This is a genomic window from Natrinema versiforme JCM 10478 (assembly GCF_000337195.1).
In the GTDB taxonomy this organism is placed as follows: Archaea; Halobacteriota; Halobacteria; order Halobacteriales; family Natrialbaceae; genus Natrinema; species Natrinema versiforme.
Map to the genome: position 1 here is coordinate 1 of NZ_AOID01000018.1, position 25,739 is coordinate 25,739.

Here is a 25,739-nt window from a genome sequence, read left to right on the forward strand (position 1 = left end):
CGCTCAGAGATGTGTATAAGAGACAGGTAGCGAGGCGCTGCGCGTCGCCGTCACCGTCGATACCGACACCCGGATGGGCGTCTCGCTCTCGTCGCTGCTCGAGGACGGGAGCATGAACGGCTCGAACTCGCGGACCGGAATCGACGTGGTGCGTCGACCGGACGACGCACCTGCACTGATCGCGTACGTCGACCGGGATACCGCGCCGCCCGTCGACCGGGGTGACGAAGCGCCACTGGCGGTCGTCCACACCCACGCGACGCTCACCGCCGCCGCGACTGCTGGGGCGTCGCTCGGCCGGGAGGAGACGGACGACGTGACCGGGAACCTCGCGTCCCACTGCAGCGGACTCCCGCTCTCGAACCCGATCGAATTCATGTACGGAGCGAGCGCGACGCTCGCCGAGGGCGGGCGCTACCACCCGATCGCGGAGCCCGATTCGGAGACGATTCGCTCGCTGATCGTGACAGCAGACATCGATCGAACGTTCCTCACCCCGCAGCAGTACCGCGACCTCCGGGCGAGCGATCTGCCGGCCGACGACTACGACCTCACCGTCGTCGAGTCCGCGTCGGCCGCGATCGGCGGACAGCCGGGCGATACCGGTGGCGTCGGCGATGCCGTCCGACTCTTCGGACTCCCGGAGACCGGACTCACCCACTGCAGAACGCCGGCCGACCTCGAGTCCGAGACGATCGGGACGCCGCTCGCTGACGTTCGAGCGCGAGTCCGCGAGCGCGCCGACGGCGACGAACTCGCGATCGCCGGCCCGGCGCTCATGGACGGCTACTTCGAGCGATCGGCCCTGACCGACGAGGCGACCGAGACGATCGACGGCGATCGCTGGATCGCCACCGGCGTCCCGGTACGGTCCCGGAACGACGAGATCGTTCTCGCAACGGGGACGGAAGCCACTCGAGCCGCGTCGACGCGGTAACCGTCGCTCCGTCGCGAGGGTGAGCCCGCTGCGAGGCGATACCGGTTCGCCGGAACCGCGGTGCCTTTTTGTCTCGCTTCCTCACTCGGGGTATGAACAGCGTCGACGCCGCCGGCTTGGGGATCGGTGACGACCATCCGCCCCGGATCATGGGCGTCCTGAACGTCAGCGAGGAGTCCCCCTACGACCCGAGCGTCTACGACGACCCCGGCGAGGCGGCACGGTACGTCGACGAGTCCCTGATCGACGAGGGTGCCGATATCGTCGATATCGGCCTCGAGTCGGCGAACAAACGGTTCGACGTGCTCTCGGCCGAGGAGGAACTCGAGCGGCTTCACGTCGCTCTCGAGACCATCGAGAGCGTCTCCGGCGACGCGATCTTCTCGATCGAGACGCGATACGCCGAGGTGGCCGACGAGGCGCTCTCGCGGGGGTTCGACATGGTCAACGACATCTGCGGCTTCGCAGACCCCGAGATGCCGACCGTCTGTGCGGACCACGACGTCGCCGTCGCAAAGATGGCGAGCCCGCCGGATATAGAGCGGCCGGGTGCCGTCGAGGAAACTGATTGGGCCGCCCGAAAGTCGCCGGAGTGGGCCGAACGGGCCGACTACGTCGAGCAGGTCTACGAGGCGCTCACGCAGAACGGACTGACGGACAAGACGATCGTCGACCCCGCCTTCGGCGGCTGGAGCGAGGCACAGACCCTCGAGGACGACCGCGAGACCTTCCGGCGACTGCGGGAGTTTCGGGCGCTCGAGCGGCCGATGCTGGTCTCGATCAACCGGAAGAACTTCCTCGGCGAGATCGCGGGCCGCGAGACCGACGAGCGGCTGCCGGTCAGTCTCGCGGCGACCTCGATGGCCGTCGAGCGCGGCGCACACGTGATTCGGACCCACGACGTGGCTGAGACGCGAGACGCGGCGCTGATCGGGAAGGCCTTCACCGAACGCGCGAGCGTCGCCGGCGACGGGGTCGCGGTCTCCGAACTCGATGTTCACTCGACCCGTGAGTTCCGCGCACAGTTCAGGGAGCGCGGCGTCGATCCCGCGTTCGCCGACGACTGGCGGACCCACCTGCTCGAGATCGAGGGCCTCGATCCCGATGCGAGCGAGCGGCTGATCGCGGTCGCGACAGAACACGGCGCGGATGTCCAACGCGCGTCTGACGGCGATCTCCTGCTCATGGGTTCCACGAGAACTATTTCAGACGTATCAGAACGTCTCGAGGACGAAAACGGTAGTATCGGCGGTCTCGGGGCGAAGCTGTCAACACTGCTGCGTTAAGAGAAAGCTTATGCCGGAGGCTTCGAAAGGAGGGAGTGGACGCCGGGCGGCCTCCCGGGTAGGGGTACTTTGGAGGCGACCCCCGGCCCATAACACGGAATTATTGTGGTGCTACATCGCCCAGTGACGACTGGGTCCTTCGCGAGGAACTGACGGATATCGAACCGATTAGCCGGGGCTGTCGGCGCAGTCAACGCGACCCCATCGCCGACCGATCCGAACGGACCCAAACGGTGACGAACCACTGTCGACACCGAACACACAAACGGCTCGAGCGGCGAGTACGGGTATCTGCCATGACGTTCGACGAGTGGGAACCGGTCTACGAGGCGATTCTCCGCGATTTCGGCTACGACCGAGCCGGCGACGAGCGGGGGCGTGACCTCCTCGCATCGCTACTCGAGGACTCGCTTGCTCCCGCAGAGCTGGCTATCGGTCCCGACGCGACCGTCGCGGTCGCGGGTGCCGGGCCGTCCCTCGAGACCGACCGCGACCTCGAGCGCGCTCGTGAAGCCGATGTCGTCGTCGCCGCCTCGACTGCGGTCGATACCCTCGCGAGCCACGGGATCGACGCCGACTACATGGTGACGGACCTCGACAAGAACCCGGAGACCGTCGTCCGACTCACGAACCGCGGCGTTCCGGTCGCGATTCACGCCCACGGCGACAACTGCGAGGTGATTCGCGACGTGGTCCCCGACTGCGATCACGAGGCAGTGCTGCCGACGACGCAGGCCGCACCGCGCGGCCCGGTCCGCAACGTGGGCGGCTTTACCGACGGCGATCGAGCCGCGTTTCTCGCCGATCACCTCGGCGCGGCCCGACTCGTCTTCGTCGGCTGGGACTTCGACGACCCCGCGGTCGGCCCGATGAAAGTACGCAAACTCGAGTGGGCCGAGCGGCTCCTCTACTGGCTCGAGTCGCGCCGCGGCGAGCACTTTGCCGTGCTCGACGGGCGACGGGACGCCATCGAGACGAGCGCGATTCCGCTCGAGTCTCGGTGAGCCGCCAGCCGGCGGCTGCCGGAGTCGATGGACACGCTCACTGAATCCGATACTCGACGATGTCGTCGCCGCCACAGGACGGACACTCCGTCGTCGACTCGAGGGTGGTGCCACACCGCCGGCACTCCTCGATGATCGTCCGATCGGTCCCTCGGGACAGCACCGCCTCGAGCGCTTTCCGCACCGTCGACTGCGACGTGGTGTCGTTCTTCTGACCCCTCATGGCCGTTCCGTTGTGAATCTCATAATTCGTTATTGTCTCGTTATCGTGAGTGACACGAGCGCCGAGCAGTCGCGGCCGTGGTAATCGGTTCCTATAATCGCAGCGCTGGCCTGCGGTTCGCCTTCGTGATACGTCTCGCCCCCCCTCGAGTCAGTCGTCAGCCGCTCGGTGGGGGCTTCCTCAGCCAGGAACTGCCGCGTCTTCCCTCGAGCAAGCGTGCGGAGCCATCGTCATCGCGACGTGATCACTGCCTCGACGTGATCGTCCCCACGAGCGACCGCGGTCCCCTCGAGGATCCGGGAATAACAGTTAAGACGAACAGGTCACCACGATACGACGTGGATCAACGAATCATCGTCACGACGCCGTTTCTCGTCTATTTGGCGCTCTGCGCGCTGTTCGGCCTCGCTCAGTCGACGGTCGCGGCCCCGCTCACGCAGGGCCAACCGGCGTTTATCGCCATCGTCGGGTTGGTCGGCCCGCTGGTCGCGATCGGGTTGCTCTGGGTGCGAAACTACGCGTACGGCGCACCGGTGTTGGTCTCGACGATGCTCACGAACGCGTGGTTCGTCACGTACTTCTTCTTCATTCACGACAACCCGGCGAACGTCTTCGCCGTCTCGGGCGACGGATCGACCGCATTTCTGGCGTCGACGATCGGACTGATCGTGGGTTCGCTACTCACCGCCGGCGTCGGCTGCTGGCTGTGGTACCGCGAGAGTCCCGGATTCCGCTCGGCGGTCGACACCCTCGTCGGCCCGTCCGAGACGCGGAACTGACTCGAGAGGCGTTTTCCGGTACGACAAGTTACGCCGGTTCTCGGCTACTCCGAAGCAAAGAACTCGTCCACCGCGGGCTTAGAACAGCGCGTCGAGTTCGCCGCCGGTGTCCATCAGCGACGCGAAGTCGTCTTCGGCGGTTGCGCGGACGTTTTCGGTCGTCTCCTGGGCCTCGATCGCGACCTGCTGGAGCTGGTCGATCCGCGGTACGTCCGTGACGCCCGACAGCAGGGCGATCGCGCCGACCTCGTCCCGGTGGGGAATCGGGTAATCGCCGCCGCGGATCTCCATGCTCCCGGTCTCGTCCTCGAGCCACTGGCGGCCGCGCTCGACGCCCTTGCGGTTGAGCTGGCCCGGCGGGCCGGTGGCGACGACCAGCCCCCGATCGGTGCTGCCGACGTCACACGGCAGCGTGAGTCGGCCGAGGGTGGCCTTGCGGACGAGGCTGGTCATCCGGTTCGTCGCCGCGCCTTCGTCGAAGCCGTCGTCGCCGGTCAGCGAGGCGAGCAGGCCGTCGTCGGTTTCGACGACCTCGCTGGCGTAGCCGATCGTGGAGACGCCGCCGCCCGAGAGGGTGTTGATGATCTCGCTCGAGTCGACGACGCTCTCGGCGACGTGGTCGCCCTGATCGACCTCGCCGGCGGCGAAGAGGAGGCCGAAGCGCTCGACGATTTCGCGGTTGATGCGGTCGTAACCGCCCTCGACGGATTCGCCGGCGCTGCGCCAGACGTCGTTGTCGAAGACGAGCAGGTTGTCGACCTCGTTGACGAACGTCTGGAACGACCGGGCGGCGTTGAGCGTGTAGATCCCGCCCTCGTCGGTCCCGGGGAGGATGCCGAGGCCGTAGACCGGCTGGGTGTAGATCCGCTGGAGGTGTTTCGCGAGGACCGGCGCGCCGCCGCTCCCGGTGCCGCCGCCCATGCCGGCGACGATGAGGAACGCGTCGATCTCGTGGACCGGCACCCGGTCGATCGCGCCCTGTATCTCGTCGATGTCCTCCTCGGCGACTTCCGCGCCGAGTTCGTTGTCCGCGCCGACGCCGTGGCCCTTTACCCGGGCCTGTCCGATGAGGACGCGGTTCGTCTCCGATACGTTCTCGAGTCCCTTGAGGTCCGTCGTCGCCGAGTTGACCGCGATCGCCGATTCGATGAAGCCGCCGCCGATCGAGGCGTCGAACGCGAGGAACTCGTCGACTACCTTCCCGCCTGCTTGACCGAAGCCGATGAGTGCGAGTTTCATAGCTGTCTGTCGTGGCCGTTCCCCGGCGCGACCGCGACCGATCAGCGAGGACCGGCCGCCGCGGCCGGGATGGGAACGGGTTCCACGACTCGAGCGTCGACGATCGCGTCTATTGTTATGGTCGCCGTATACGTGATGGAAAGACACTCATCAAGTCATTACCATTCGGTAGTGAGTACATTCAGTAGTCGATTACAGTCATCAGACCATGAGTGTCCGCTGCGGTCGCCGGTGGCATTTCGCGTCGGCGACGCGGGTCGTTTTCACTCGCCGGCATCCCCATTCTTTCGGTGTTCGAGTCCCGACTGCGACCGTGAACGTCTTCTGGCATCGCCGGGATCTCCGGGCGACCGACAACCGAGGGCTCGCACGCGCCGCGGCGACTGACGAGTCCGTCGTCCCGTGTTTCGTCCTCGATCCGACCGTCCTCGAGCACGCCTCGCCCGTCCGGGTCGCGTGCCTGCTCGAGGCGCTCGAGGACCTGCGGTCGTGGTATCGGGACCGAGAGAGCGACCTGCTGGTCGTCCGCGGCGAGGCGAGCGCCGTCGTTCCCGAGATCGCGGCCGAGTACGATGTGACGCGAGTCGTCTGGAACGAAGACTACAGCGGACTCGCACGCGAGCGCGATCGGGCCGTCCGGGCGGCCCTCGAGGAGGAGGGCATCGCTGCGGAGTCGGTCCACGACGCCATCCATCACGAACCGGGGTCGATCACGCCGAACCAGGGCGAGCACTACTCGGTGTTCTCCTACTTCTGGACAAAGTGGCGCGACCGGGACAAGCGCGACCCGGCCGCCGAACCCGCCGCGGACGACCTCGCGGCCGTCTCGGGCGAGCCGACCCCGACACTCGCGGCGCTCGGCTTCAACGAGCCCGCGGCGACGCCGCCGACGGTGACGACGGCGGCGGCTCGAGAGCGGGTCGCTGACTTCTGTTCGGGGCCGATCTACGACTATGTCGAGCGGCGGGATTTCCCGGCCGAGAGCGGGACGTCCCGGCTCTCGCCGCAGCTGAAGTGGGGGACGATCGGCCCGCGGGAGCTGTACGCGGCGACGGAACGGGCCGCCGAGCGGGCCGAGGGTGACGGCAACCGCGAGAGCGTCCGAGAGTTCCAGCGCCAACTCGCGTGGCGGGAGTTCTACGCCCACGTCCTCGCGTTCAACCCCGAGACGGTCACCGAGAACTTCAGCGGGTACGAACACGAGATCGAATGGCGCGAGGATCCCGACGCGCTCGCCGCTTGGCAGGCCGGCGAGACGGGGTATCCGATCGTCGACGCCGGGATGCGCCAGCTCCGGCGCGAGGGATGGATGCACAACCGCGTGCGGATGCTCGTCGCCGCGTTCCTGACCAAGGACCTCCTACTCGACTGGCGGGCCGGCTACGACTGGTTCCGCCGGACGCTGGCGGACCACGACACCGCAAACGACGTCGGCGGCTGGCAGTGGGCGTCCTCGACGGGGACCGACGCACAGCCGTACTTTCGGGTCTTCAACCCGATGAAACAGGGCCGCGAGTACGACCCCGACGCCGAGTACATCCGCGAGTACGTGCCCGAACTCGCCGACGCGCCCGCCGACGATATCCACGACTGGCACGAACTGTCCGACGACGACCGAGAGCGGATCGCCCCCGACTACCCGGCCCCGATCGTCGACCACGGGACCCGCCGGGAGCAGGCCATCGCGATGTTCGAACGCGCACGCGGCGAGGGGTCATAGCGCGAATCGGTCCGCTCGAGTTCCGCTGATGTCCCTGACAACTGCTGATCCACTCGGCAAGCGAGAGCCGTCGGGGCTGTCGCCAGTTGTTGCCCCTCTCGTATTGATTCCGGCTCGTGATATTACGGCTGGGAATATAACTATTATATTTGCCATCACCCTTATCCCGTGGACCCTCATAGCAGCTAGTATGTCCACTTCGGACAACATGTCGTCGCCCGATGGGGAGGTGTCGCCGACCCAAGCGATCATCGAGGCGATCGCTGCCGAGGAGGGCGTCGACGTCACCGATGTCGAGCCGCCGGCCTACGACTCGCTGTTTACGGTCGTCAACCCGGAGGCGCTCGACGAACTGTTCCACACCACGACCGGGACCGCAAGCGGCGTGGCGGTCCGGCTCGAGTACGAGGGGTACGAGGTCGTCGTCCGCCCCGGGGGCGATATCGAGGTCCACCCCCTCCGCTGACCGGAGTACTGGTCTCCGGAACGCCGGCGGTCGGCTCACTCGGCCCAGTAGGCCTCGCCGGGCTGGGTCTCGAAGACCGCCCGCTCGAGCAGATCGATCGCCTTCTCGAGGCCCTCGCGCGAACTGGTCAGCGAGTCCTCGTGTTCGATGCTCAACGCGCCGTCGTAGCCGACCATGCGGAGCGTCGAGACGATGTCTTTCCAGTGGGTCTCGTCGTGGCCGTACCCCACGGAGCGGAAGAGCCACGAGCGGTTTTGCTCGTCGTCGTAGGCGGTCGTATCCAAGACGCCCTTCTCGCGGGCCTGTGCGTCGTAGATCTTGGTGTCCTTGGCGTGGACGTGATGAATGGCATCTCGCTCGCCCAGATACCGGATCGCGTCGGTGATCGTGATCCCCTGCCAGTAGAGATGCGAGGGGTCGAAGTTCGCGCCGATTCGCTCGCCGGTTTCCTCGCGCAGCCCCGCCATCCCGTGGGGCTCGTAGACCAGCATGTTCGGGTGCATTTCGATGGCGATATCGACCGCCTGTTCGGCGGCGACATCGGCGATTTCGCCCCAGTAGTCGATCGCCCGCTCCCACTGGTACTCGAGCGCGTCGGCGTGTTCCGGCGGCCACGGGGCTGTAATCCAGTTTGGCACCTCGTCGTTCGGCCCGCCTGCGGGCAGCCCCGAGAAACAGGTGACGGTTCCCACCTCGAGTTGGGACGCCAGCCGGATCGCCTCGCGGAGTTCGGTATCGGCGGTCTCGGCCCGCTCTTCATCGGGATGGAGCGGATTGTTGTGGATCGCGAGCGCGCTGATCTCCATGTCGTACTCCTCGAGCAGATCGCGCAGTTCGGCCTGTTCGCTCTCGTTATCGAGGTACGCGGCCCGCTCGAGGTGGTCCTGTCCCGGATGTCCGCCGACGCCGGGTTCGATCGCGCCGACGCCGAGTCCGTCGAGATAGGGCAGCGCGCTTTCGAGCGGTTCGTCGGCCAGCGGCGGGGTGTGAACGCCGATCTCCATGGAAACAGCGTCCACAGCCGGACAAGTAAAGACGCAGGGTGCGTTCGCTGACGATGGGTCGCCGAGCGCCGGTCGGGTTTCGTCGGAGTTGGACTCGAGGCCTTCGAGTATGGGCCACTCGAGTCGACCGTCCTCGAGAGATTGTCAGCCCCTGATGGTCAGAATGCCGTCGTTGACGATGACATCGGTCGCCCCCGCCGGGACGTCGAACTCGAACTGTTTCTCGCCGACGGTGACGATCGCCGTCTCGTCGACGACGTCGACCGTCGGCTTCTCGCCGGTGGGACCGAAGTCGACCGCGATGACGCTCTCGTCTTCGTACTCGCGATTGCTGATCGTGATCTCGTCCTCGTCGCCGGCCACGTGTCGCAGTTCTGGCGGTGTGTCCATGGTCGCCCGTTCGTGACTCCCCGCCGTAAACGTCGTGCGCGCGATTGCCCGCTCGAGACGCGGTGCCCCGGCAGCCGCCGATCCGTTGATACCTTACTCGTCGATCGAAACGGTGTGGCCCTCATCGCTCGAGCGGTAGATCCCGTCGATGACCCGCTGGACCGTCAGCGCCTCCTCGACGCTGTTGCCGCGATCCTCCTCGCCGGCGATCCGGTCGAAGAACTCCCGTTGCTCGTCGGAGTGGGTGTCGTTCTGTCGCGTTTCGATCGACGTGTCCTCGAGGTGGTCGGGCTCGCCCTTGCTCGCCGAGTGGACGGTGAGATCGCCCTCGAGGAGGTCGAACCGGGCGGCCGAGTCGGTGCCGCGGGCGACGAACTCGTGGGTCGCCGGCCGGTTGGTCGCCCACGCCACCTCGAGGGAGATGGTTCGGTTGCCGGCACAGCGGATGAAGGCACTGGCCGAGTCATCGACATCGAACCCGGCGGGGCCCGCGTCGTCGGCCCACATGTCGAGGTAGGCGTACTTCTCGCGGGAGCCGAACTCGCTGCGGGCGACGCCGCTTACCTCTTCGACCTCGGGGTAGTCGAGCAGGTAGAGCGCGAGGTCGATGGCGTGGACGCCGAGGTCGATCAGCGCGCCGCCGCCGGCGATCTGTCGGCGGGTGAACCACGAGCCCCGGCCCGGGATGCCGCGCCGCCGGACGTAGTTCGCCTCGACGTGAGAGACGTCGCCGAGGTCGCCCCGTTCGATCCGGTTTCGCACGATCCGGACGGTGTTCGCGAACCGATTGTTAAAACCCACCATCGCGTAGCCGTCCGACGCATCCGCCGCCTCGGCGATCCGCTCGGCGCTCTCGATCGAGTGCCCAAGCGGTTTCTCGAGCAGGACGTGCAGCCCCCGGTCGAAGGCGTCGACCGCGTACTCCTCGTGGTACTTGTTGGGCGTCGTGATGATGACGGCGTCGACGGTGTCGTAGAGTTCCTGGTGGTCGTCGTAGACGTCGACGTCGTACCGTCGGGCAAAGCGCGTTCGCGCCTCGGCGGCGATGTCCATCCCGCCGGCGAGCGTTACGCCAAGGTCGACGAGCCGCTCGGCGTGGTACTGGCCGATGTTGCCGAGGCCAACGATGCCGGTTTCGATGTCGGATCGGTTCACTGTCATTTCCCTGTGAGTCTGGAACTGCCGGGTCGGTTCGGACTGATACACCCATGACCGCTATATTGAATCCTTTGACTCGAGCAACTTCCGTCCGTCGCCAAACGAGGCGGCGGGTCGGCGAGTCGACTCGGAGACGGGGACTCGAGTGCCCTCGAGCGAGACGAGTTAGCTGTCGGCTTCCGTCGGTGTGGTCCCGGATTCTCGGTCCGAGAGGTCGGTGATGCCGTGGACTAACGCGTCGCCGGTCGCGGTATCGAAGAGGTGGATCTTCGATCGATCGAGGACGACGTTGATCTCTTGGTTCGCCTCGATGTCCGTGTCGGGGGTAACGCTCATCAGCAACTGGTTCGGCGACGTGGCGGGGTCTTGCTCCATCGACCCCGTCGCGGCCTCGGAGAGTAAGACGTAGACGAAGACCTCGTCGCCCATTGGCTCTAAGACGTCGGTTCGCGCCCCGATCGGGTCCGTCGGCGAGCCGACCGTCTCGGCGAATCGCGTCAGATGGACGTCCTCGGGTCGAATCCCGAGCGTTACGTCGTCGCCGACCGTCACCCCCGGCACCTGGGTCGGATCGAAGTTCACGGTGAAATTGTTCGTCTCGAGGCCGTTCTCGACGAGTTGACCCTCGGCGAAGTTCATCGACGGGGAGCCGATGAAGCCGGCGACGAAGAGGTTGGTGGGCTCGTTGTAACAGGTAAGCGGTGCGGCGATCTGCTGGAGCCGGCCGTCGTTCAACACGGCGATCCGATTGGACATCGTCATCGCTTCGGCCTGATCGTGAGTGACGTAGATGACCGTCGCGTCTAGCTCCCGGTGGAGCCGCTGGAGTTCCGTCCGCATGTGGACCCGCAGCTTCGCGTCTAAGTTCGCCAGCGGCTCGTCCATCAGGAACACGTCCGGGTTGCGAACGATCGCGCGGGCGATGCCAACTCGCTGTTGCTGGCCGCCGGACATCTCCGCCGGCATCCGGTCTAACATCCCCTCGAGTTGGACGATGTCCGCCGCCTGCTCGACGCGGCGTCTGACCTCCTCGTCGTCGTACTTCCGGAGACGGAGCCCGAAGGAGATGTTCTCGTAGACGTCCATGTGCGGGAACAGCGCGATGTTCTGGAAGACCATCGCGACGCCCCGGTCTTTGGGTGCGAGAGTCGTCACATCGTCGTCGCCGATGTATATCCGGCCCTCGGTGGGCCGGGTCAACCCCGCGACCGTCTCCATCGTCGTGGACTTTCCACAGCCCGAGGGGCCGACTAGCGTGACGAACTCGCCGTCCTCGACCTCGAGGCTGATGTCGTCGACTGCGGTCTCTTCTCCGTAGCGTTTCGTGACGTTTTCGAGTCGTACTCGTGCCATTGTGTGTTATTCCTTGAGTGCGCCTGCGGTCAGGCCGCTGACGATCTTTTCCTGTGCGATGACCACGAGGATCGCGACGGGGATCACCCCGAGGATGCTCGCGGCGGCCATGAGGTGGTACATCACTTGATACTGCCCCTGATAGGCGAGGATGCCGTCGAGGATGGGTGCCCAGTTCTCGGGTTGCCCATCGGTCATCAGGAACGAGAAGAAGAACTCGTTGTAGACGGCGATGAACGTCAACACGCCCGCGGTCGCGACGCCCGGTGCCGACAGCGGGATGATGACCCGGAACAGCGCGCCCAGCCGGGTCGTCCCCTCGACGCGGGCCGCGTCCTCTAACCCGTCCGGAATCTGTGAGTAAAACGTCGTCAGAATGAAGATCGCCAGCGGCATGAAGATAGCCGACAGCGGCGTCACGAGCGCGAAGGGCGTGTTATAGAGGGTGCCGTCGCCGGTGATCGGCTCGAGGAAGAAAAACGAGGTGTTGAAGAGGTCGTTCAGGGGGATGAAGAAGGCCGCTGGCGGGAAGAAGGAGATGACCAGCACTAACAGCATCAGCGGTGTGCGGCCGGGGAAATCGAGGCGGCCGAAGGCGTAGCCCGCGAGGCTGGCGACGACGAGGACGACGACCGTCGAGGCCAACGCGATCACGAAGCTGTTGAACATGTAGACGTGGAAGGGGATGACCTGAAAGACCTCGACGAACGCGCCCGGATTGAAGCCGTTGGGCGTGAAGACGATGTCCTGCAGCTGGCCTTCCGGCGTCAGCGCGACCATCAGAAGCCAGTAGAACGGGAACAGCGTCGTGAACAGGAAGAAGACCGCGGCGACGTAGAACATCGCCCGGTAGACCCGTTCGGGGTTGGAGATGGAGTCGGCGACCCACTGCTGGAACGGCCCGCGGTCGAGTTCCGCGTCGCGGTCGTCCTCGAGGACCGCGCCGCCGTCGGGGCGGCGGAGCGTCGGATCGCGGGGCGGTTCGGTCTCGGTGTCACCAGCGTCGGTCGGATCGGTGGAGTCTCTGGGATCGCTCATCAGTACATTCCTCCGTCGGTGTCGCGGAACAGGACCACGTAGCCGCCGATTATCAGGCCGATCACGAGCGCCGTCGCGAACGCCACGGCGGCGGCCGTCGCGTAGATGCGCGTGCCGCCGAACATCGCCTCGACGACGAGGCAGGTCAGCGACGGTACGGTCGTACAGCCCGCGGTCGACTCGATCAGTCCGAACACCCGCATCGCGTCCATCGTTCGGAACAGCATCGCGACCAGCAGGGCCGGCATCACGAGCGGGAGCGTGATCAGTTTGAACCGCTGCCACGGCGAGGCCCCGGCCACGCGCGCGACGTCGTACAGGCTCCGGTCGACGCTCTGGAGCCCCGCGAGGATCAGCAGGGCCATGAACGCCGACGATTTCCAGATGTCGGCCACGAGGATGATGATGAAGGCGTCCCGGCTGTTCGCGAGCGGCGTCCCGCTGAAGATCCCGAGGCTCTGCATGAGGTCGGAGCCGAACCCGACCGTCGGCTGGAACAGCAGGAAGAAGATCATCCCCTGAATCACGATCGGGACCGCCCACGGGAGGATGATCGCCACGCGGACCCACCGCCGCCCCCGGAAGTCCTGATCGAGCACGTAGGCCTGCCCGAACCCGATCACCGTCTCCACGACGACGCTGATGACCGCGAACGCGAGCGTGACGAACAGCGCCTGCTGGAAGAACGGCGTCCCGAGTTCGATGAAGGGGAACGACGAAGTCAGGCCCACGTCGAGGAACTGCCGGGCCAGCCGGGCGTTCCCGGTGAGGATGTCGACGTAGTTTTCGACGCCGACGAACTGCCCGAGCGGCTCCAGTCCGCGGGTCTGGTCGGCTCGCAACGACATGACGAACGTCCGGAGCAGCGGGTAGAACGCGATCAGTGCCAGCAGGACGAACGCGGGGAGCAACAGGAGGTAGGCGTACGCCGCCTCGCTCAGGTTCTCCATCCAGTTGATAACGGCGTTGCCGGTCCGATCTCGATCCGTCCCGGACTCGCCGCCGGCCAATCCGTCCGTCTCGGTATCAGTTGCCATTGTCTCCCACCTCCGATTCGCTTTGCTCGAGTTCCGTTGCGAGGTCGTTCATCGCCCCCGCGGGCGATTTCGCACCGCGGTACGCCGCGTTAACCTCCTGGTAGATCAGCGCCGACTGTTCCGGCCAGAGGTCCGTCGCCGGCCGCGGAACCGCGTTCTCGCTGGCCGATTGGACCACGTCGCCGTACCGAGCGACGGGCCCGACGTCGTCCGTGCTGGCCTCCTCGACGAGATCGAGGTTCGGCGGGAGGAAGCCTCCCAGTTCGAAGACGGTGAGCATGACCTCCTCGCTCGCGAACGCCTCGAGGACCTGGATCGCCTCCTCCTGTCGGTCCGAGAAGGGGCTCACCACGAGGTTCCACCCGCCGAGCGCCGCGACGGTGCCGCCGGTACCCTCGTACTCGGCCTCCTCCGCTGAGGTCGCGTACGGCCGCGTCATCACGCCGAGATTCTCGCCGAAGGCGTCCTCCGTGCCCGTCTCCGCGATGGCGTACGACCAGTTGCGGTTCGAGACGGCGTTGCCGTCCGCGAACGGACTGAGCGACTCCTGTTCGGTCCACTGCACGATCGGCGACGGACAGATCTGGGGATAGCCCTCGAGGGTGTTCTCCTCCTCGCCCTCGATGAACGACCGCATCATCCGGATCGCGTCGATAACCCGCTGATCGTCGACGGTGATCGGCCGTTCGCCGGCGGTAAACAGGTTCTCGGTCCCGCCGAAGTAGGCCCCACCCCACGAGGTCATCACCTCGTTGAACGTACAGCAGGACAACCCCTCGTAGGCGGCCGCTTGCGTCGTGAGCCCGTAGTTGAGTCCGACCTGGTCTCTCGCGTCGCGGATCGCCGACGCGAACTCCTCCCAGCGCGGCGGATCGGTCCCCCAACCGCTCGTGTCGTAGCCAGCGTCCTCGATGAGATCCTGCCGGTAGAGGGTAAACCCGAGGTCCGGGAACAGGGGCAGGCCGTGGAGATCCCCGCTCTGGGGATCGCGCGCCGTCTCGAGGATCGCCTCCATGTAGTTGTCGGTGACGTACCCGAGCGTGTCCTCGGAGAAGCGTTCGGTCAGGTTGACCGTCTGGTTCCGGAGGATAAACGGCACCGTCCAGCCGCTGTCCATCATGTGGATGTCCGGCGGTGAGCGACCCGCCTCGAGCGCCGACTGGGTGGTCTGCATCCGAGACGCGGAGTCGCTGACGACGGTTTGGATCTCGACGCGAATATCCTCGTCGAGGCCGGCGTCCCAGAGCGCCTGCTGGACCGAGGCATCGTCGCCGTCGCTGTACATGATCGCCTGGACGTCCGTGGCAGCGGTCATCACGACGGTCCCCGGTTCGCGACCCCGACCGAGACAGCCGGTGACGGCGACCGCTCCCGCTGTCGACGCCGAGGCAGCTTTCAGGAACGACCGCCGTCTGAGACGGGAGCGGTCGCGTCGGCCGGCGGTATCGCGTTCCATGCGCGGCAACGGACCACGTTCTCCGCCTTAATTGTTAGCTATAAATATGGTAATAAAGTGTGAGTGTTCGACTATCGTTTCGGTTACGGTCACCCATCGACGAGTCCGGCGACCCACGCTGTCGGCTCGCACTCGGTAAGATCCGTGAACGAGTCGCTAATTCTCGATTGCCGATCGCGGCCGGCACCTGCCGGCCGACGGCCTACCACTCAGCGGCCCGAGTCACGGGGAGTCGTTTCGAACGGGCTTCCGGCGAGTGATTTCGACGCGGCGATCAGTCGTCCTCGAGCGCCGGCGGTTCGTTCCGACCAATGCGGATCTCGTGGGCTTCGACGTCCTCGAGGGCGGCGACGCGACCGCCGACGGAGACATCCTCGCCGTCCTCGGTTTCGATAGTCAGGCTGGCGACTTCCTCGCTGACCTCGAAGGAGATGTCGCGGACGCGCCCACGGACGATCCGCTGGCCGCCGACCTCGACATCCCGGCCGTCGATCGTCGCGTAGAACTCGCCGCCCTCGTCGAGGAGGTCTTTCACGCAGCGCCGGATGGACGCGTACTTCCGGGGGTAGGTCCGGGCAGTATCGTCCTCTCCGAGCAGTTGCTCGGCGGTCGTCCAGAGAACGGTCCCGAAGAAGCCGGAGATGAGAAAGCCGAGCGCCGACCGGTTGAAGATGACGCCGTACCGGTCCTGATCGTCGCGCAGCGCGTCTTGGGTCGCGTAGACGGAGTAGTTGCCGTCGGCGACGGCGATGACCGGCGTCGTGATCCCCCGCCGGGCGCGGGCCGTCGACGCGACCTCGCCGTATTCAAACTCCGACGGGTCGGGTGCCTCCGTCGCCGGCGTCACGATTAGGTCGACGCTCACGCCGGCCTCGACGGCCGCGCGAAGTTCCGCCTCGAACCGAGTCAGCAGGTCCGGGGTCAGCGACAGGGAGAGTTCGAACTCCGCGGCGTCGATTACCTCCTCCAAGTAGCGCAGGATCGTCGACCGGGATTTGACCAGCGAGACGGCCTCCGTGTCGCGAGCCGGCGCGGTGTATCGGGCCTCGAGTTCGGAGATCATCTGCTCGAAGGAGGTCTGGACGTCGTCGAAGGCCTCGCCGGGGTCGATCGCGACGACCTTCATCGGGCGGGACTCGCGCAGTTCGACCAGTCCGCGGTCGCTCAGGCTGCGGACGGTGTCGTAGACTCGCGGCTGGGGAATATCCGTTCGGTCCGCGATCTCGCTCGCCGTGAGCTGGCCCTGCTCTAACACGGTGAGGTAGGCGTCGATCTCGTACTCGCCGAGATTGAACCGATCACCGACGCGTTCGACGGTCGAGCGAAGTTCGTCTGGTGCCATACGGGACCGTATGTCCCCGACCGCTAAATGATTTATTATACATCGAGTAGCACGCGTTTTCGAAATCGGGTTGTTTCGGTATCGGTGCCTGAGACTGACGGTCAGAACGCTTAACCACACCGGGCCTGAGCCTGTTGGTATGCGCGGGGTCCTCCAATCGGACGGCCGCTCGATCGCCGAGGACATCACGACCGAACTTCCAACGTGGGTCCCCCAACAGGCGGTCGAAATCGTCCTCGCACTCGTCGTCCTCGTCGCCGGCTGGTACCTCTCGAAACTCGCCGTTCGGCTCGCCGGCCGCACGGTCGCTCGCCGGATCGAGCGGCCGAGTGTCACCAGAACCGTCTTGCGCGGGATCAAAGTGACCGTCCTCGTCTGGGCCGGGACCGTCGCCGCCGGGATCATCGGGGTCGGCAGCACCCAGATCCTCCTGTCGGTGACCGTTATCTCCGCCGTGATCGCGATCGTCCTCGCACCGCTCGTCGGCAGTCTGATCAACGGCCTCTACGTGCTGGCCGACCGCCCCTACGAGATCGGCGACATGATCGAGGTCACCGACGCCGGCCACCGCGGGTTCGTCGAGGACATCACGATCCGCTACACGAAGATCTTCACGCTGCAGAATTCCTTTATCGTCATCCCCAACTCCGAGATTCACGCGCGCGACGTTATCAACTACTCCGCGGAGGACGAACGCACGCGGATCTCGGTCGGCTTCGAAGTCACCTACGACAGCGACCTCGAGGCCGCTCGACAGGCCGCCGAGCGGGCCGCCCGGGGCGTCGACAACGTCATCTCCGGCGGCCCGGACATCCGGATCGGCAGCGCGCGATACGCCGCGGCACCGAACTGCGTCATCAACGAGTACGGCGATAACGGGGTCCTCCTTGAGGTCTACTTCTGGATGAACCACCCCTACAAACAGGTGGTCGTTCGCTCTGCGGTCCAAACGGCCATCGGCGAGCGCTTTGCGGACCTCGATGTCGAGTTCGCCTACCCGCATCGCCACCACGTCTTCGACGACTCGAGCGGCGTCGCGCGGGTGTCCGTCGACGACTCCGGCTTCGAGCGACCGGCCGCGGGCTCGCCCGTCGAGCCGGGCGATCGGGTCGAGCCGGGCGATCGGGTCGATCCGAGCGAGAGTCCCACCGATCCGGCCGATCGTTGACGACGGTTTTCGCCCGATCGAACACCGTTGATCGGGTTCGATCGCGTCCGATCTCGTGGGGGTGTTTTATGCCACCGCCGATTCAATTCGAAGTCAGCCGACAGATGTACGACGACATTCTCATTCCCACGGACGGTAGCGAGACGGTGCCCGAGACGCTCGCCCACGGCTTACCGATCGCCGCGGACAACGATGCGACGGTCCACGCGCTGTACGTCGTCGACAGTCGCGTCACCGCCGCCGCCGACGAAGACACCAGTACCGACCTCGAGCACTCGCTCGAGGACGAGGGCCAGGAGGCCGTCGCCACCGTCGAGGAGCAGGCGACCGCCGAGGGCCTCGAGACCGTCAGTGACGTGCGACAGGGGACTCCCTCGAAGGCGATCCTCGAGTACGCCGACGAGCAGGGGATCGACCTGATCGTCATCGGGACGCGGGGCAAGAGCCCGCGAGAGAAGGTGACCTCGCTGGGAAGCGTCTCGGAGCGAGTGGTGGACAACGCCTCAATCCCGGTGTTCGTCGTCCGCAACGCGGGCGAAAACGAGTGAGGTGAGTGGAGACTACGAAGTAGAACGGAGATTACGCACGTGCGCTTTCGACCGTGATGACCTCGCAGTCGAGGTGACTCCGCAGGTAGCGGTCGATATCCGGGTTGTCGGTAAAGCGCTGGAAGATCCGCCGCAGGCGACTCGCCTGTTTGCTGCCGATGACGACGGCATCGGCCCGCTCCGCGCCGACTTCGTCGAGGATACTTTCCTCGACGAGAAAGCCGGTTCGGACGACGTAGCGAGCCCGCTCGACGCGACCGAACGCGTTTTCGACGGCGTTTTTCAGGTCGATACGCGTCACTTTCTTCCCGTTCTGGTAGAGGTCGACGTGGAGTATCGTCAACGCCGCCTCGCGCTCGCGAGCGACCTCGATAGCCTGCTCGAGCGTTCGCCGCGAATGCTTTGACAACGGATACCGAACGGGAACCACGACCAACGACATTAGCCGTTCGAACGTTTTCCGGCCGGGTAAACCTTTCAGTACGGACAGTCTACCCCGGGAACCTGTCTCATGTGATGACCAGTACCAGTGGTCGAATTTCAACGCCGACTCGGCACGGCTTGTGGCTCGTGGCGGCGAATCCGACCCGGACAGACAGTCATTTACCGGGAGCGAGCGTACGAACGGCCAGCATGCAAACCTTGTCGACCGACGACGGCGAAACCGTCTACATTTCGGAGACGGACGGCGACAGGGGATCGAAGGGGGCGTTTCTCGTCGCCTTCGAATCCTCCGACGCGGAGCGCCGGTACGGCTGGTTCTGTACGAACTGCGAGAGTCTGGATAACGCGATGGACTCGATGGGCCGCATCAAGTGCAACCGGTGTGGTAACTTCCGCAAGCCCACCGAGTGGGACGCCGCCCACGAGTAACGTCGGCCACGTCCGTTTTTCCAGAACCCTTGGGGAACAGCGATATCGTCGGTACAATCGTTCCCGATCTCGACGCAACGGTGTCCGCACGGTCGATGCCGGCTCGTACAACTGACCGGCGACAGCGGCTCACACGCGATCTCGTGTGTTCGATATTTTCTTCTATATAAATAGTCGGGGATGTACGCCATAATCGACAAGTGAAATGTGAATAAGGAGTATGTATGATCCCAATTACGGGTATTGAAAGCAATTCCGTTCAGTTCTCGAAAGGAATAGAGACTATCGAGGAAAAGCGATGGTAAACCGGCCGTCGTTCGATCGCCGCGCCGTGCTCCGTGGCGTCGGCGGTGCAGCGGCGTCGGGAGTCGCTGCGCTGGCCGGCTGTCTCGGCGGCGGCGACGAAATAGAAGGGGCCGAGCCGTGGCAAACCGACGAACTCGCCGAGGTTCCCGCGGAGGAACACCCGGCGCTCTACGAGCCGTCGGAGACCGAACGCGATTCGTCCGAAACACTCGCTCATCTCACCTGGACAGGATACGATGCGGAGAACGTCCAGGGGCCGTTTCGCGAGCAGTTCAACGCCAATACGAATATCGACCTGTTTACCGACAACGCGCAGGCGTTCAACCGCCTGCAGTCGGGTGAATGGCGGCAGTTCGAACAGTGTACGTTCGATATGGCGTGGGTCCCCCGCCTCGCCGAAGCCGAACTGATCCGTCCGATCGATTACGAGAGCTGGAAACCGTACACGTTCGATCAGTATATCGACCTCTTCCAGCCCGAGAACGGCTACAAGTACGCGTTCGTCAACGAGGACGATTACACCTTCGACGCCGACGGGACGCTATACACGTTCCCCCAACGGTTCGGCTGGGCGTCGTTCGCGGTGAACACGGATACCGTCGCGGAGTCCGACTACCAGTCCTACGACATCGCGTGGTCCGACCAGTACGACGTCGGGATCTACGATCTGATGTTCTGGGGAATTCAGGTCATCATGCTCCGCGAAGGGATCGACCCGTTCAAAGAACACACCGACGAGGAAATCGAACAGGTCAGGCAGGCGACCTTCGACCTCTTCGATAACGCGTCGACCCTCCTGACGGACTTCGCCTCGATGAATCAGGCGCTGACCTCCGGCGAAATCGATATCGGATTCATCAGCGGGAACTGGATCAACGGCTCGCTCCGTCGAGACGGCAATTACGAATTCGAGGCCGTCGTTCCCGACGAAGGCTCGATCATCTGGGTCGAATCGACGTCGTTCGTCAAGGGCCCCCAGCCGAACGTCTCGGACAACTACATGGCCTACATGATGCGGGGCGAAAATGCCCTGGAACTGTCCTGGCCGGACTCGGGCGGGACGAACGTCGTCCCCCACCAGACCGCGTGGGACAATTACAACGACGAACAGCGTCGCGTCCTCCGGATCGACGAGATCGAGGACATCATCGAACAATCGGTGTTCTACGAAGGCGTTCCCGACCTCGAGAAGTTCGAACCGATCTGGCGCGAAGCGAAGACGAGGATGTGAACTGCGAGGGACCTGACCGCAACTAGAATTCATCGAAATCACGCACTAACTGATGCTTAAAGCTGCTAACTTACGAAAGGAGTACGGATCGAACGTCGCCGTCGAAGACGTCGAGTTCGAGATCGAATCGGGATCGTTCGCGACGATCGTCGGCCCCAGCGGGTGTGGCAAATCGACCCTCCTCAGAATGCTCGCCGGCCATCTGTCGCCGACGGCGGGGCGGATCGAACTCGACGGAATCGACATCACCGACTCCCCGCCACAGCGTCGACCGACGAGTCTCGTGTTCCAGTCGTGGTCGCTGTTCCCGCACATGACCGTCGCGGAAAACATCGAGTTTCCGATCGAAGCGCGGGACCTGGAACCGAACGGGCAGGTCGAGCGACTGCTCGAGCAGGTTCGACTCGATCCCGAGGAGTACGCCGACAAGCCGGTGAGCGATCTCAGCGGCGGACAGAAACAACGCGTCGCGCTCGCGCGGTCGCTCGCGTACGAGCCCGACATCCTGTTACTCGACGAACCGCTCGCATCGCTCGATTACGTGCTGCAAAAGAAACTCCAGCGCGAACTAACCGAGCTCAACGCCGAGTTGAACACGACGTTCGTCTACGTGACTCACTCGCTCGAGTCGGCGTTGATCATGAGCGATCAACTGTTCGTCATCGACGACGGGTCCGTCATTCAGCGTGGCAGCCCGGACGAGATCTATCAGGAGCCGGTCGACACGTTCGTCGCGGAGTTCATGGGCGACGCGAACGTGTTTCCGATCGATGTCGTCGAGCGAACCGACGACGCGGTTCGTCTCGACCACCACGCACTCGAGGGGACGCGGGAATTCCCGTACGGGCCTGCCGACCGGCCTGATCCGGAGTATCTGGTCGTCCGTCACGACGACACCGTCGTCACCCCCGCACTCGAGACCGAGATCGGGATTCCCGTGACCATCGCAAACGTTCTCAACAAGGGGAACACGGCGCTGGTCGAGGCGAAGGGGACACGCGACGACGAGGAGTACGTCTCGGAAATATCGCTCGATCGGGTTTCGGAGATCGGTTTGACGGACGGCGACGAGGCGTACTTACAGTGGGACCCAGAGAAAACGCACGTGCTTCCCGGGGGCGGCTCCTGATGTCGGTCCGGGAATTCGTTCGCTCGAAGGTCCCGGCGGCTATCGACCGGCCCGGTCGCCGGCTCGCGTCGGCCTCTCCGTTGGGCCCGCCCGGCGGGCTCATGCTTCCGCTGCTCGCGCTGTTGGCGTTCATGTTCGTGGGTCCGATCGTCGCGATCGTTCTGTTCTCGGTACAGACCGAGAACGTGATTTCGCTTTCCGTGGCCGACTGGACGCTCGAGGCCTACCGGGAGATCGTACAGGGCACGCTCAGCGGCGAGGGTGTCTACGGGGAGGTGACGCTCAACACGATCGTTATCAGTGCGCTGACGACGGTCGTCGCGTTCGTCGTTTCCTATCCCGCCGCCTACGCGCTCGCGACGAAAGTTCGCCGGTTCAAACTCCCCATACTGATCGCGCTCATCATTCCGCTCTTTACGAGCGTCAACATTCGCGTCTACGGCTGGGTGCTGTTCTTGATCAACGACGGCGTTTTCGACCTCCTCGCCGGGAGCGTCGGATTGAACGCCCCGTCGATCATCTACACCCGTAGCGCCGTCGTTCTCGGAACGGTGTACGTCTACCTTCCCTACATGCTGTTTCCGATCTACCTCTCGATCAGCACGATCGACGAGTCGCTCCTCGAAGCGGCGTCGGACCTCGGAGCCGGACGGACGAAACAGTTCGTCGATGTCATCCTCCCGCTGTCGAAACCGGGGGTCATCATCGGCTCGCTGTTCGTATTCGTCCTGAGCCTCGGGGCGGAGGTCGAAGCCGAACTGCTCGGCGGGGGAACGATCTACACCGCGGCGAGTAACATCAGCTACTCGTTTGGCTACTCACAGAACTGGCCGCTCGGCTCGGCACAAGCCGTCGGCCTGTTGCTCATCACGACGGTCTGTGGCGTCGTAATCCTGCGGACGATCGACCTGACCGAAATCGCTTCACGAGGTGGGTCCAGATGAGCGCGCGATCGAACCGCTCGCGGCTCCCCCGCATTTCGACCGGGCTCTGGTACGGCTACCTCGCACTCATCATCGCGTTCCTGATGACGCCGTTGCTCAGCCTCATCATCGCGTCGTTCGATAGCGGCCAGACCTTCTCGTTGCCGTTCGAGTTCACGCTCGAGTGGTACCGCAACGCGCTGACGTCGACCAGCGTCCAGTCCGCCGTCGACTCGACGATCCGAATCTCGGTTCCGGTGACGATTCTCAGCACCGTTATCGGCACGGCGGGGGCGATCGCGTACACGCGGTATTCGTTCCCCGGTCGGGAGTACTTCAAGATCGTCGCGCTCCTGCCGATCTTCTTCCCGTTGATCCTGCTCGGACTCGGGATGTCGATGTGGGCGAGCGTGACCGGCCTCGGCTACGGTATCGTGCCGGCGATCGTCGGTGAAACCGTCTGGATCTCACCGATCGTCATGTTCGTCGTCTCGATCAGTGCACTCGGCGTCGATCCGAACCTCGAGGAGGCGGCCCGCGATCTCGGTGCCGACACGCTCACGATCTACAAAGACGTGCTGTTACCGCTGATCGCGAACGGAATCGTCTCGGGCGGCATCTTCGCGTTCGTCCTCTCGTGGAACAACTACTACATCGTCTCGTATCTCAAGGGGTCGGAGATCACCATCACGACGTGGATTCACGGGCGAATGACACAGGGCTTTACGCCGGTCGTTCCGGCGCTCGCCTCGATGATCTTCTACGTGTCGCTTCTCTTGCTCCTCGTCGCGGTCGTTATGGAGTTGCGATCCGAGACGTAGCGGAGGTTCCCGATCGGACCGCCGCGCGATCCCGCCCCATATTCCCGAACGGACATTCGTTCCCATATTGCCCAAATTCGTATATATAATATAATGTGTGCTCGAATTGGTGGTCGAAATGTGTATATAGTTCCCGAATCAGTTACGGATGTAATCTAACGGGGCCACGACAGTGCTCGAATACACGTTTTACATACGACACGACGGCTGCTGGACCGAGACGATAAACGAGTCGTTTCCGGATGTCACGGCGACGATCATCTACTCCTACCGGTTACTCGGGAGCAGTATCACGATGATCGAACTCAACAACGTTCGGGAATCGGTGATCGACGAACTCGTCGCGTGGCTCGGCGATCATCCGGTGATGACGACGGCGCAACTGCTCCAATACGACGAGGCGAGTGAAAACGCGTACGTCTCGCTCGTCGGCGAGTACGACGACGACGCCGAACCGGTCCTGAACGTCCTCCTTCGAAACCGGTGTTTCCCGACCGTTCCGGCGACCGTTGCGGACGGGCAGGAACACTGGAGCGTGATCGTCCCGACGAACGAAGCGGTGAGCCAAGCCCACGACGAACTCCGGGGTCTCGGCTCGATCACGGTCGATTCCCTCGGCGCGCCCGAACTCGACGGGCTACTCACCGGGCTGACCGATATCAAGCAGGCCGTCCAGAGCCTTTCCCCCCGACAGCGAGAGGTCCTCGCTCGAGCGATCGAACACGGCTATTACGACTCCCCACGAGCCTGTAGTATCGAAACGCTCGCCGAGACGGACTCGGCGAACACGTCGACCGTCGGGAAACACCTCCGTCGGTCCGAAGCGAAGATACTCGAGGCGGTGTTACCTCTGTTGACCGACGCCGGCCCGACTACCGGAGACACCGCGACCGACGAGTACGCCCCATCTCATACCTGAGCCGGCTCAGAACGCGTCGAGATACGTTTCGCGTTCCCACTCGGAGACAGCGCCCTGATATCTGTCGAACTCGTCCCGCTTTATCGAGACGAACGAGTCGACGAGAGGTTCGCCCAGTTCGCGGGCCAAGATGTCGTCGTCCTCGAGGTGGTCGAGTGCGGCCCACAACGTTCGCGGGAGCCGTTCGTGATCCTCTTGTGAGGCGTTTCCCGTCGTCGGTGCGGGCGGCTCGCGCTGGGTTTCGATACCGTCGTGCCCGGCGGCGAGAACGGCAGCGAGCGCGAGATACGGATTACACGACGTATCGGGGAGGCGGAACTCGAGACGAGTGGCGGGGCCCAGATGCGGGGGCACGCGGAGCACGGTCGATCGGTTGTCCGGCCCCCACGCGATCGAAACCGGTGCCCACGAACCGGGTCGCAAGCGCCGATAGGAGTTGACCGTCGGCGCACAGACGGCGGTAAGCGCGTTCGAATGCGCGAGGAGCCCGCCGATGGCGTGTCGTGCAACCGTCGAAATCCCACCGCCGGCTGGCCGCGTTCCCGACGGGAACTCGAGCTCGGTCGTCTCGGCCGCGAACGCGTTCGTCTCGAGCGTATCGTCCCACAGGCTCAGGTGAACGTGTAGTCCGTTGGCGTCCGCTCCCGTATAGGGGGCCGGCATCATCGAGGCCTTCAGCCCGTGCTGACTGGACACCGACGTGAGCATGTGCCGGAAGAACGCGACCCCGTCGGCGACTTCGACCGGATCACCGTGCTCGAAGGTGACCTCGTACTGGCCGGGCTGGGACTCTTGATGGACACACGTCACCTCGAACCCGGCGGCCCCCATCGCCTCGGACCAGTCCTCGATCAGGTCCGCCGCCTGATCGAGCGCGTCCATCGCGTACGAGCTTCGGTCGTTGAACGGTTCGTAGCCGCCGTCATCGGTCGGACGAAGCAACGAAAATTCGAGTTCGATCCCGACCTGTGGAACGTATCCGGTCGCTTCGAGCGTGTCGATCACGCGGCCGAGAGCGCTGCGGCTACAGAGATCGAACGCGGTTCCATCGACACGCGTGAGATCGGCAAACGCCAGGCCGACTCCCTCGCGCCACGCGACCGGTATCGGTGGCTCCGAGTCCGGGACAGCGACAATATCCCCGCTCTCGGGACCGTACGATGGATCTTCGAGAAGCCCTTGCTCGAGCGTCAACTCCGCGACCCCCGCTGCGAATCCGAACCCGTCCTCGCGTTGCCGTTCGAAGTTCGATGCGGGAACGACGTTTCCGCGGGCGATGCCGTTCAGATCGGTCCACAGCACTCGTACCCGGTCGTACTCGCTCGCTGCGCGGTTCGAACCCATGATACTCGGAGAGAGGCGACGCGATTGGGTTAAACCCTCACATTG

The 25,739-nt window shown here is 64.5% G+C and carries 26 protein-coding genes; 14 read left to right on the plus strand and 12 right to left on the minus strand.

Translation table 11 applies throughout. From position 1 onward, the window contains the following. The first annotated feature begins 73 nt into the window (after positions 1-73). From C489_RS05345 to C489_RS05355, 3 genes are all read left to right on the plus strand, one after another. Positions 74-937 (plus strand): AMP-binding protein, encoded by an 864-nt coding sequence (locus tag C489_RS05345; RefSeq protein ID WP_006430145.1) that lies wholly within the window; start codon positions 74-76, stop codon positions 935-937. A 92-nt stretch (positions 938-1,029) separates the two neighbouring features. Then, positions 1,030-2,223 (plus strand): dihydropteroate synthase, encoded by a 1,194-nt coding sequence (folP, locus tag C489_RS05350; protein ID WP_006430146.1) that lies wholly within the window; start codon positions 1,030-1,032, stop codon positions 2,221-2,223. Positions 2,224-2,519: 296 nt separating this feature from the next. Beyond that, positions 2,520-3,227: a 6-hydroxymethylpterin diphosphokinase MptE-like protein gene (locus tag C489_RS05355; protein ID WP_006430147.1), complete on the plus strand. Its 708-nt coding sequence runs from the start codon at positions 2,520-2,522 to the stop codon at positions 3,225-3,227. 37 nt (positions 3,228-3,264) lie between these two features. Here C489_RS05355 and C489_RS05360 read toward each other — a convergent pair whose 3' ends face one another. Further along, complete coding sequence (locus tag C489_RS05360) at positions 3,265-3,450, minus strand: hypothetical protein (protein ID WP_006430148.1); 186 nt, start codon at positions 3,448-3,450, stop codon at positions 3,265-3,267. Positions 3,451-3,788: 338 nt separating this feature from the next. Between C489_RS05360 and C489_RS05365 the strand changes: the two genes are divergently transcribed. Then, positions 3,789-4,229, plus strand: coding sequence for a hypothetical protein (locus tag C489_RS05365; RefSeq protein ID WP_006430149.1), 441 nt, complete (start codon positions 3,789-3,791; stop codon positions 4,227-4,229). A gap of 78 nt (positions 4,230-4,307) precedes the next feature. On the opposite strand, the gene C489_RS05370 is transcribed toward C489_RS05365, so the two are convergent. Next, entirely contained in the window at positions 4,308-5,468 is a 1,161-nt protein-coding gene (locus tag C489_RS05370; RefSeq protein ID WP_006430150.1) for a tubulin/FtsZ family protein, read from the minus strand. A gap of 313 nt (positions 5,469-5,781) precedes the next feature. Between C489_RS05370 and C489_RS05375 the strand changes: the two genes are divergently transcribed. Further along, positions 5,782-7,188: a cryptochrome/photolyase family protein gene (locus C489_RS05375; protein WP_006430151.1), complete on the plus strand. Its 1,407-nt coding sequence runs from the start codon at positions 5,782-5,784 to the stop codon at positions 7,186-7,188. Positions 7,189-7,378: 190 nt separating this feature from the next. Next, positions 7,379-7,654: a HalOD1 output domain-containing protein gene (locus tag C489_RS05380; protein WP_049890639.1), complete on the plus strand. Its 276-nt coding sequence runs from the start codon at positions 7,379-7,381 to the stop codon at positions 7,652-7,654. Positions 7,655-7,689: 35 nt separating this feature from the next. On the opposite strand, the gene C489_RS05385 is transcribed toward C489_RS05380, so the two are convergent. The 8 genes from C489_RS05385 to trmB all read right to left on the minus strand — a co-directional run bounded on the left by C489_RS05385 (position 7,690) and on the right by trmB (position 16,432). Further along, positions 7,690-8,658 (minus strand): sugar phosphate isomerase/epimerase family protein, encoded by a 969-nt coding sequence (locus C489_RS05385; protein WP_006430153.1) that lies wholly within the window; start codon positions 8,656-8,658, stop codon positions 7,690-7,692. Between the two features lie 144 nt (positions 8,659-8,802). Then, on the minus strand, positions 8,803-9,048 hold the full coding sequence (locus tag C489_RS05390; RefSeq protein ID WP_006430154.1) for a DUF7127 family protein: 246 nt from the start codon (positions 9,046-9,048) through the stop codon (positions 8,803-8,805). A gap of 93 nt (positions 9,049-9,141) precedes the next feature. Next, positions 9,142-10,209, minus strand: coding sequence for a Gfo/Idh/MocA family protein (locus C489_RS05395; protein WP_006430155.1), 1,068 nt, complete (start codon positions 10,207-10,209; stop codon positions 9,142-9,144). 162 nt (positions 10,210-10,371) lie between these two features. Further along, positions 10,372-11,559, minus strand: coding sequence for an ABC transporter ATP-binding protein (locus C489_RS05400; RefSeq protein ID WP_006430156.1), 1,188 nt, complete (start codon positions 11,557-11,559; stop codon positions 10,372-10,374). Between the two features lie 6 nt (positions 11,560-11,565). Continuing rightward, on the minus strand, positions 11,566-12,597 hold the full coding sequence (locus C489_RS05405; protein ID WP_006430157.1) for a carbohydrate ABC transporter permease: 1,032 nt from the start codon (positions 12,595-12,597) through the stop codon (positions 11,566-11,568). Next, positions 12,597-13,634, minus strand: coding sequence for a carbohydrate ABC transporter permease (locus tag C489_RS05410; protein ID WP_006430158.1), 1,038 nt, complete (start codon positions 13,632-13,634; stop codon positions 12,597-12,599). Before C489_RS05410 ends, C489_RS05405 begins: the two co-directional genes overlap by 1 nt. After that, the gene (locus C489_RS05415; protein ID WP_006430159.1) at positions 13,624-15,090 is read right to left on the minus strand and encodes an extracellular solute-binding protein; all 1,467 of its coding nucleotides are present in this window, start codon (positions 15,088-15,090) and stop codon (positions 13,624-13,626) included. The genes C489_RS05410 and C489_RS05415 overlap by 11 nt, the downstream gene beginning before the upstream one ends. A 274-nt stretch (positions 15,091-15,364) precedes the next feature. Continuing rightward, positions 15,365-16,432: an HTH-type sugar sensing transcriptional regulator TrmB gene (gene trmB, locus C489_RS05420; protein ID WP_006430160.1), complete on the minus strand. Its 1,068-nt coding sequence runs from the start codon at positions 16,430-16,432 to the stop codon at positions 15,365-15,367. A 139-nt stretch (positions 16,433-16,571) separates the two neighbouring features. Here trmB and C489_RS05425 point away from each other — a divergent pair, with 139 nt between their 5' ends. Together C489_RS05425 and C489_RS05430 are read left to right on the plus strand one after the other, a co-directional pair. Further along, positions 16,572-17,600: a mechanosensitive ion channel family protein gene (locus tag C489_RS05425; protein ID WP_006430161.1), complete on the plus strand. Its 1,029-nt coding sequence runs from the start codon at positions 16,572-16,574 to the stop codon at positions 17,598-17,600. Between the two features lie 104 nt (positions 17,601-17,704). Then, positions 17,705-18,148 (plus strand): universal stress protein, encoded by a 444-nt coding sequence (locus C489_RS05430; protein WP_006430162.1) that lies wholly within the window; start codon positions 17,705-17,707, stop codon positions 18,146-18,148. 31 nt (positions 18,149-18,179) lie between these two features. On the opposite strand, the gene C489_RS05435 is transcribed toward C489_RS05430, so the two are convergent. Further along, complete coding sequence (locus C489_RS05435; protein WP_006430163.1) at positions 18,180-18,590, minus strand: universal stress protein; 411 nt, start codon at positions 18,588-18,590, stop codon at positions 18,180-18,182. A gap of 191 nt (positions 18,591-18,781) precedes the next feature. On the opposite strand from C489_RS05435, the gene C489_RS05440 reads away from it, so the two are divergent. From C489_RS05440 to C489_RS05465, 6 genes are all read left to right on the plus strand, one after another. Beyond that, a complete protein-coding gene (locus C489_RS05440) occupies positions 18,782-19,021 on the plus strand; it encodes a DUF5816 domain-containing protein (protein ID WP_006430164.1) in 240 nt (79 codons plus the stop codon). Between the two features lie 298 nt (positions 19,022-19,319). Beyond that, entirely contained in the window at positions 19,320-20,558 is a 1,239-nt protein-coding gene (locus C489_RS05445) for an ABC transporter substrate-binding protein (RefSeq protein ID WP_006430165.1), read from the plus strand. A 52-nt stretch (positions 20,559-20,610) separates the two neighbouring features. Further along, on the plus strand, positions 20,611-21,687 hold the full coding sequence (locus C489_RS05450) for an ABC transporter ATP-binding protein (protein WP_006430166.1): 1,077 nt from the start codon (positions 20,611-20,613) through the stop codon (positions 21,685-21,687). Further along, entirely contained in the window at positions 21,687-22,631 is a 945-nt protein-coding gene (locus C489_RS05455) for an ABC transporter permease (protein ID WP_006430167.1), read from the plus strand. Before C489_RS05450 ends, C489_RS05455 begins: the two co-directional genes overlap by 1 nt. Continuing rightward, positions 22,628-23,431, plus strand: coding sequence for an ABC transporter permease (locus C489_RS05460; protein WP_006430168.1), 804 nt, complete (start codon positions 22,628-22,630; stop codon positions 23,429-23,431). Before C489_RS05455 ends, C489_RS05460 begins: the two co-directional genes overlap by 4 nt. Before the next feature lie 172 nt (positions 23,432-23,603). After that, on the plus strand, positions 23,604-24,350 hold the full coding sequence (locus tag C489_RS05465; RefSeq protein WP_006430169.1) for a helix-turn-helix domain-containing protein: 747 nt from the start codon (positions 23,604-23,606) through the stop codon (positions 24,348-24,350). A 6-nt stretch (positions 24,351-24,356) separates the two neighbouring features. On the opposite strand, the gene C489_RS05470 is transcribed toward C489_RS05465, so the two are convergent. Further along, the gene (locus C489_RS05470; protein WP_006430170.1) at positions 24,357-25,694 is read right to left on the minus strand and encodes a glutamine synthetase family protein; all 1,338 of its coding nucleotides are present in this window, start codon (positions 25,692-25,694) and stop codon (positions 24,357-24,359) included. Positions 25,695-25,739: the final 45 nt, after the last annotated feature.

Coding starts and splice junctions, on each gene's coding strand:
- C489_RS05345 (WP_006430145.1), top strand. CDS start 74: ATGGGCGTCTCGCTCTCGTCGCTGCTCGAGGACGGGAGCATGAACGGC.
- folP (WP_006430146.1), top strand. CDS start 1,030: ATGAACAGCGTCGACGCCGCCGGCTTGGGGATCGGTGACGACCATCCG.
- C489_RS05355 (WP_006430147.1), top strand. CDS start 2,520: ATGACGTTCGACGAGTGGGAACCGGTCTACGAGGCGATTCTCCGCGAT.
- C489_RS05360 (WP_006430148.1), bottom strand. CDS start 3,450: ATGAGGGGTCAGAAGAACGACACCACGTCGCAGTCGACGGTGCGGAAA.
- C489_RS05370 (WP_006430150.1), bottom strand. CDS start 5,468: ATGAAACTCGCACTCATCGGCTTCGGTCAAGCAGGCGGGAAGGTAGTC.
- C489_RS05380 (WP_049890639.1), top strand. CDS start 7,379: ATGTCCACTTCGGACAACATGTCGTCGCCCGATGGGGAGGTGTCGCCG.
- C489_RS05385 (WP_006430153.1), bottom strand. CDS start 8,658: ATGGAGATCGGCGTTCACACCCCGCCGCTGGCCGACGAACCGCTCGAA.
- C489_RS05390 (WP_006430154.1), bottom strand. CDS start 9,048: ATGGACACACCGCCAGAACTGCGACACGTGGCCGGCGACGAGGACGAG.
- C489_RS05395 (WP_006430155.1), bottom strand. CDS start 10,209: ATGACAGTGAACCGATCCGACATCGAAACCGGCATCGTTGGCCTCGGC.
- C489_RS05400 (WP_006430156.1), bottom strand. CDS start 11,559: ATGGCACGAGTACGACTCGAAAACGTCACGAAACGCTACGGAGAAGAG.
- C489_RS05405 (WP_006430157.1), bottom strand. CDS start 12,597: ATGAGCGATCCCAGAGACTCCACCGATCCGACCGACGCTGGTGACACC.
- C489_RS05410 (WP_006430158.1), bottom strand. CDS start 13,634: ATGGCAACTGATACCGAGACGGACGGATTGGCCGGCGGCGAGTCCGGG.
- C489_RS05415 (WP_006430159.1), bottom strand. CDS start 15,090: ATGGAACGCGATACCGCCGGCCGACGCGACCGCTCCCGTCTCAGACGG.
- trmB (WP_006430160.1), bottom strand. CDS start 16,432: ATGGCACCAGACGAACTTCGCTCGACCGTCGAACGCGTCGGTGATCGG.
- C489_RS05425 (WP_006430161.1), top strand. CDS start 16,572: ATGCGCGGGGTCCTCCAATCGGACGGCCGCTCGATCGCCGAGGACATC.
- C489_RS05430 (WP_006430162.1), top strand. CDS start 17,705: ATGTACGACGACATTCTCATTCCCACGGACGGTAGCGAGACGGTGCCC.
- C489_RS05435 (WP_006430163.1), bottom strand. CDS start 18,590: ATGTCGTTGGTCGTGGTTCCCGTTCGGTATCCGTTGTCAAAGCATTCG.
- C489_RS05440 (WP_006430164.1), top strand. CDS start 18,782: ATGCAAACCTTGTCGACCGACGACGGCGAAACCGTCTACATTTCGGAG.
- C489_RS05445 (WP_006430165.1), top strand. CDS start 19,320: ATGGTAAACCGGCCGTCGTTCGATCGCCGCGCCGTGCTCCGTGGCGTC.
- C489_RS05450 (WP_006430166.1), top strand. CDS start 20,611: ATGCTTAAAGCTGCTAACTTACGAAAGGAGTACGGATCGAACGTCGCC.
- C489_RS05455 (WP_006430167.1), top strand. CDS start 21,687: ATGTCGGTCCGGGAATTCGTTCGCTCGAAGGTCCCGGCGGCTATCGAC.
- C489_RS05460 (WP_006430168.1), top strand. CDS start 22,628: ATGAGCGCGCGATCGAACCGCTCGCGGCTCCCCCGCATTTCGACCGGG.
- C489_RS05470 (WP_006430170.1), bottom strand. CDS start 25,694: ATGGGTTCGAACCGCGCAGCGAGCGAGTACGACCGGGTACGAGTGCTG.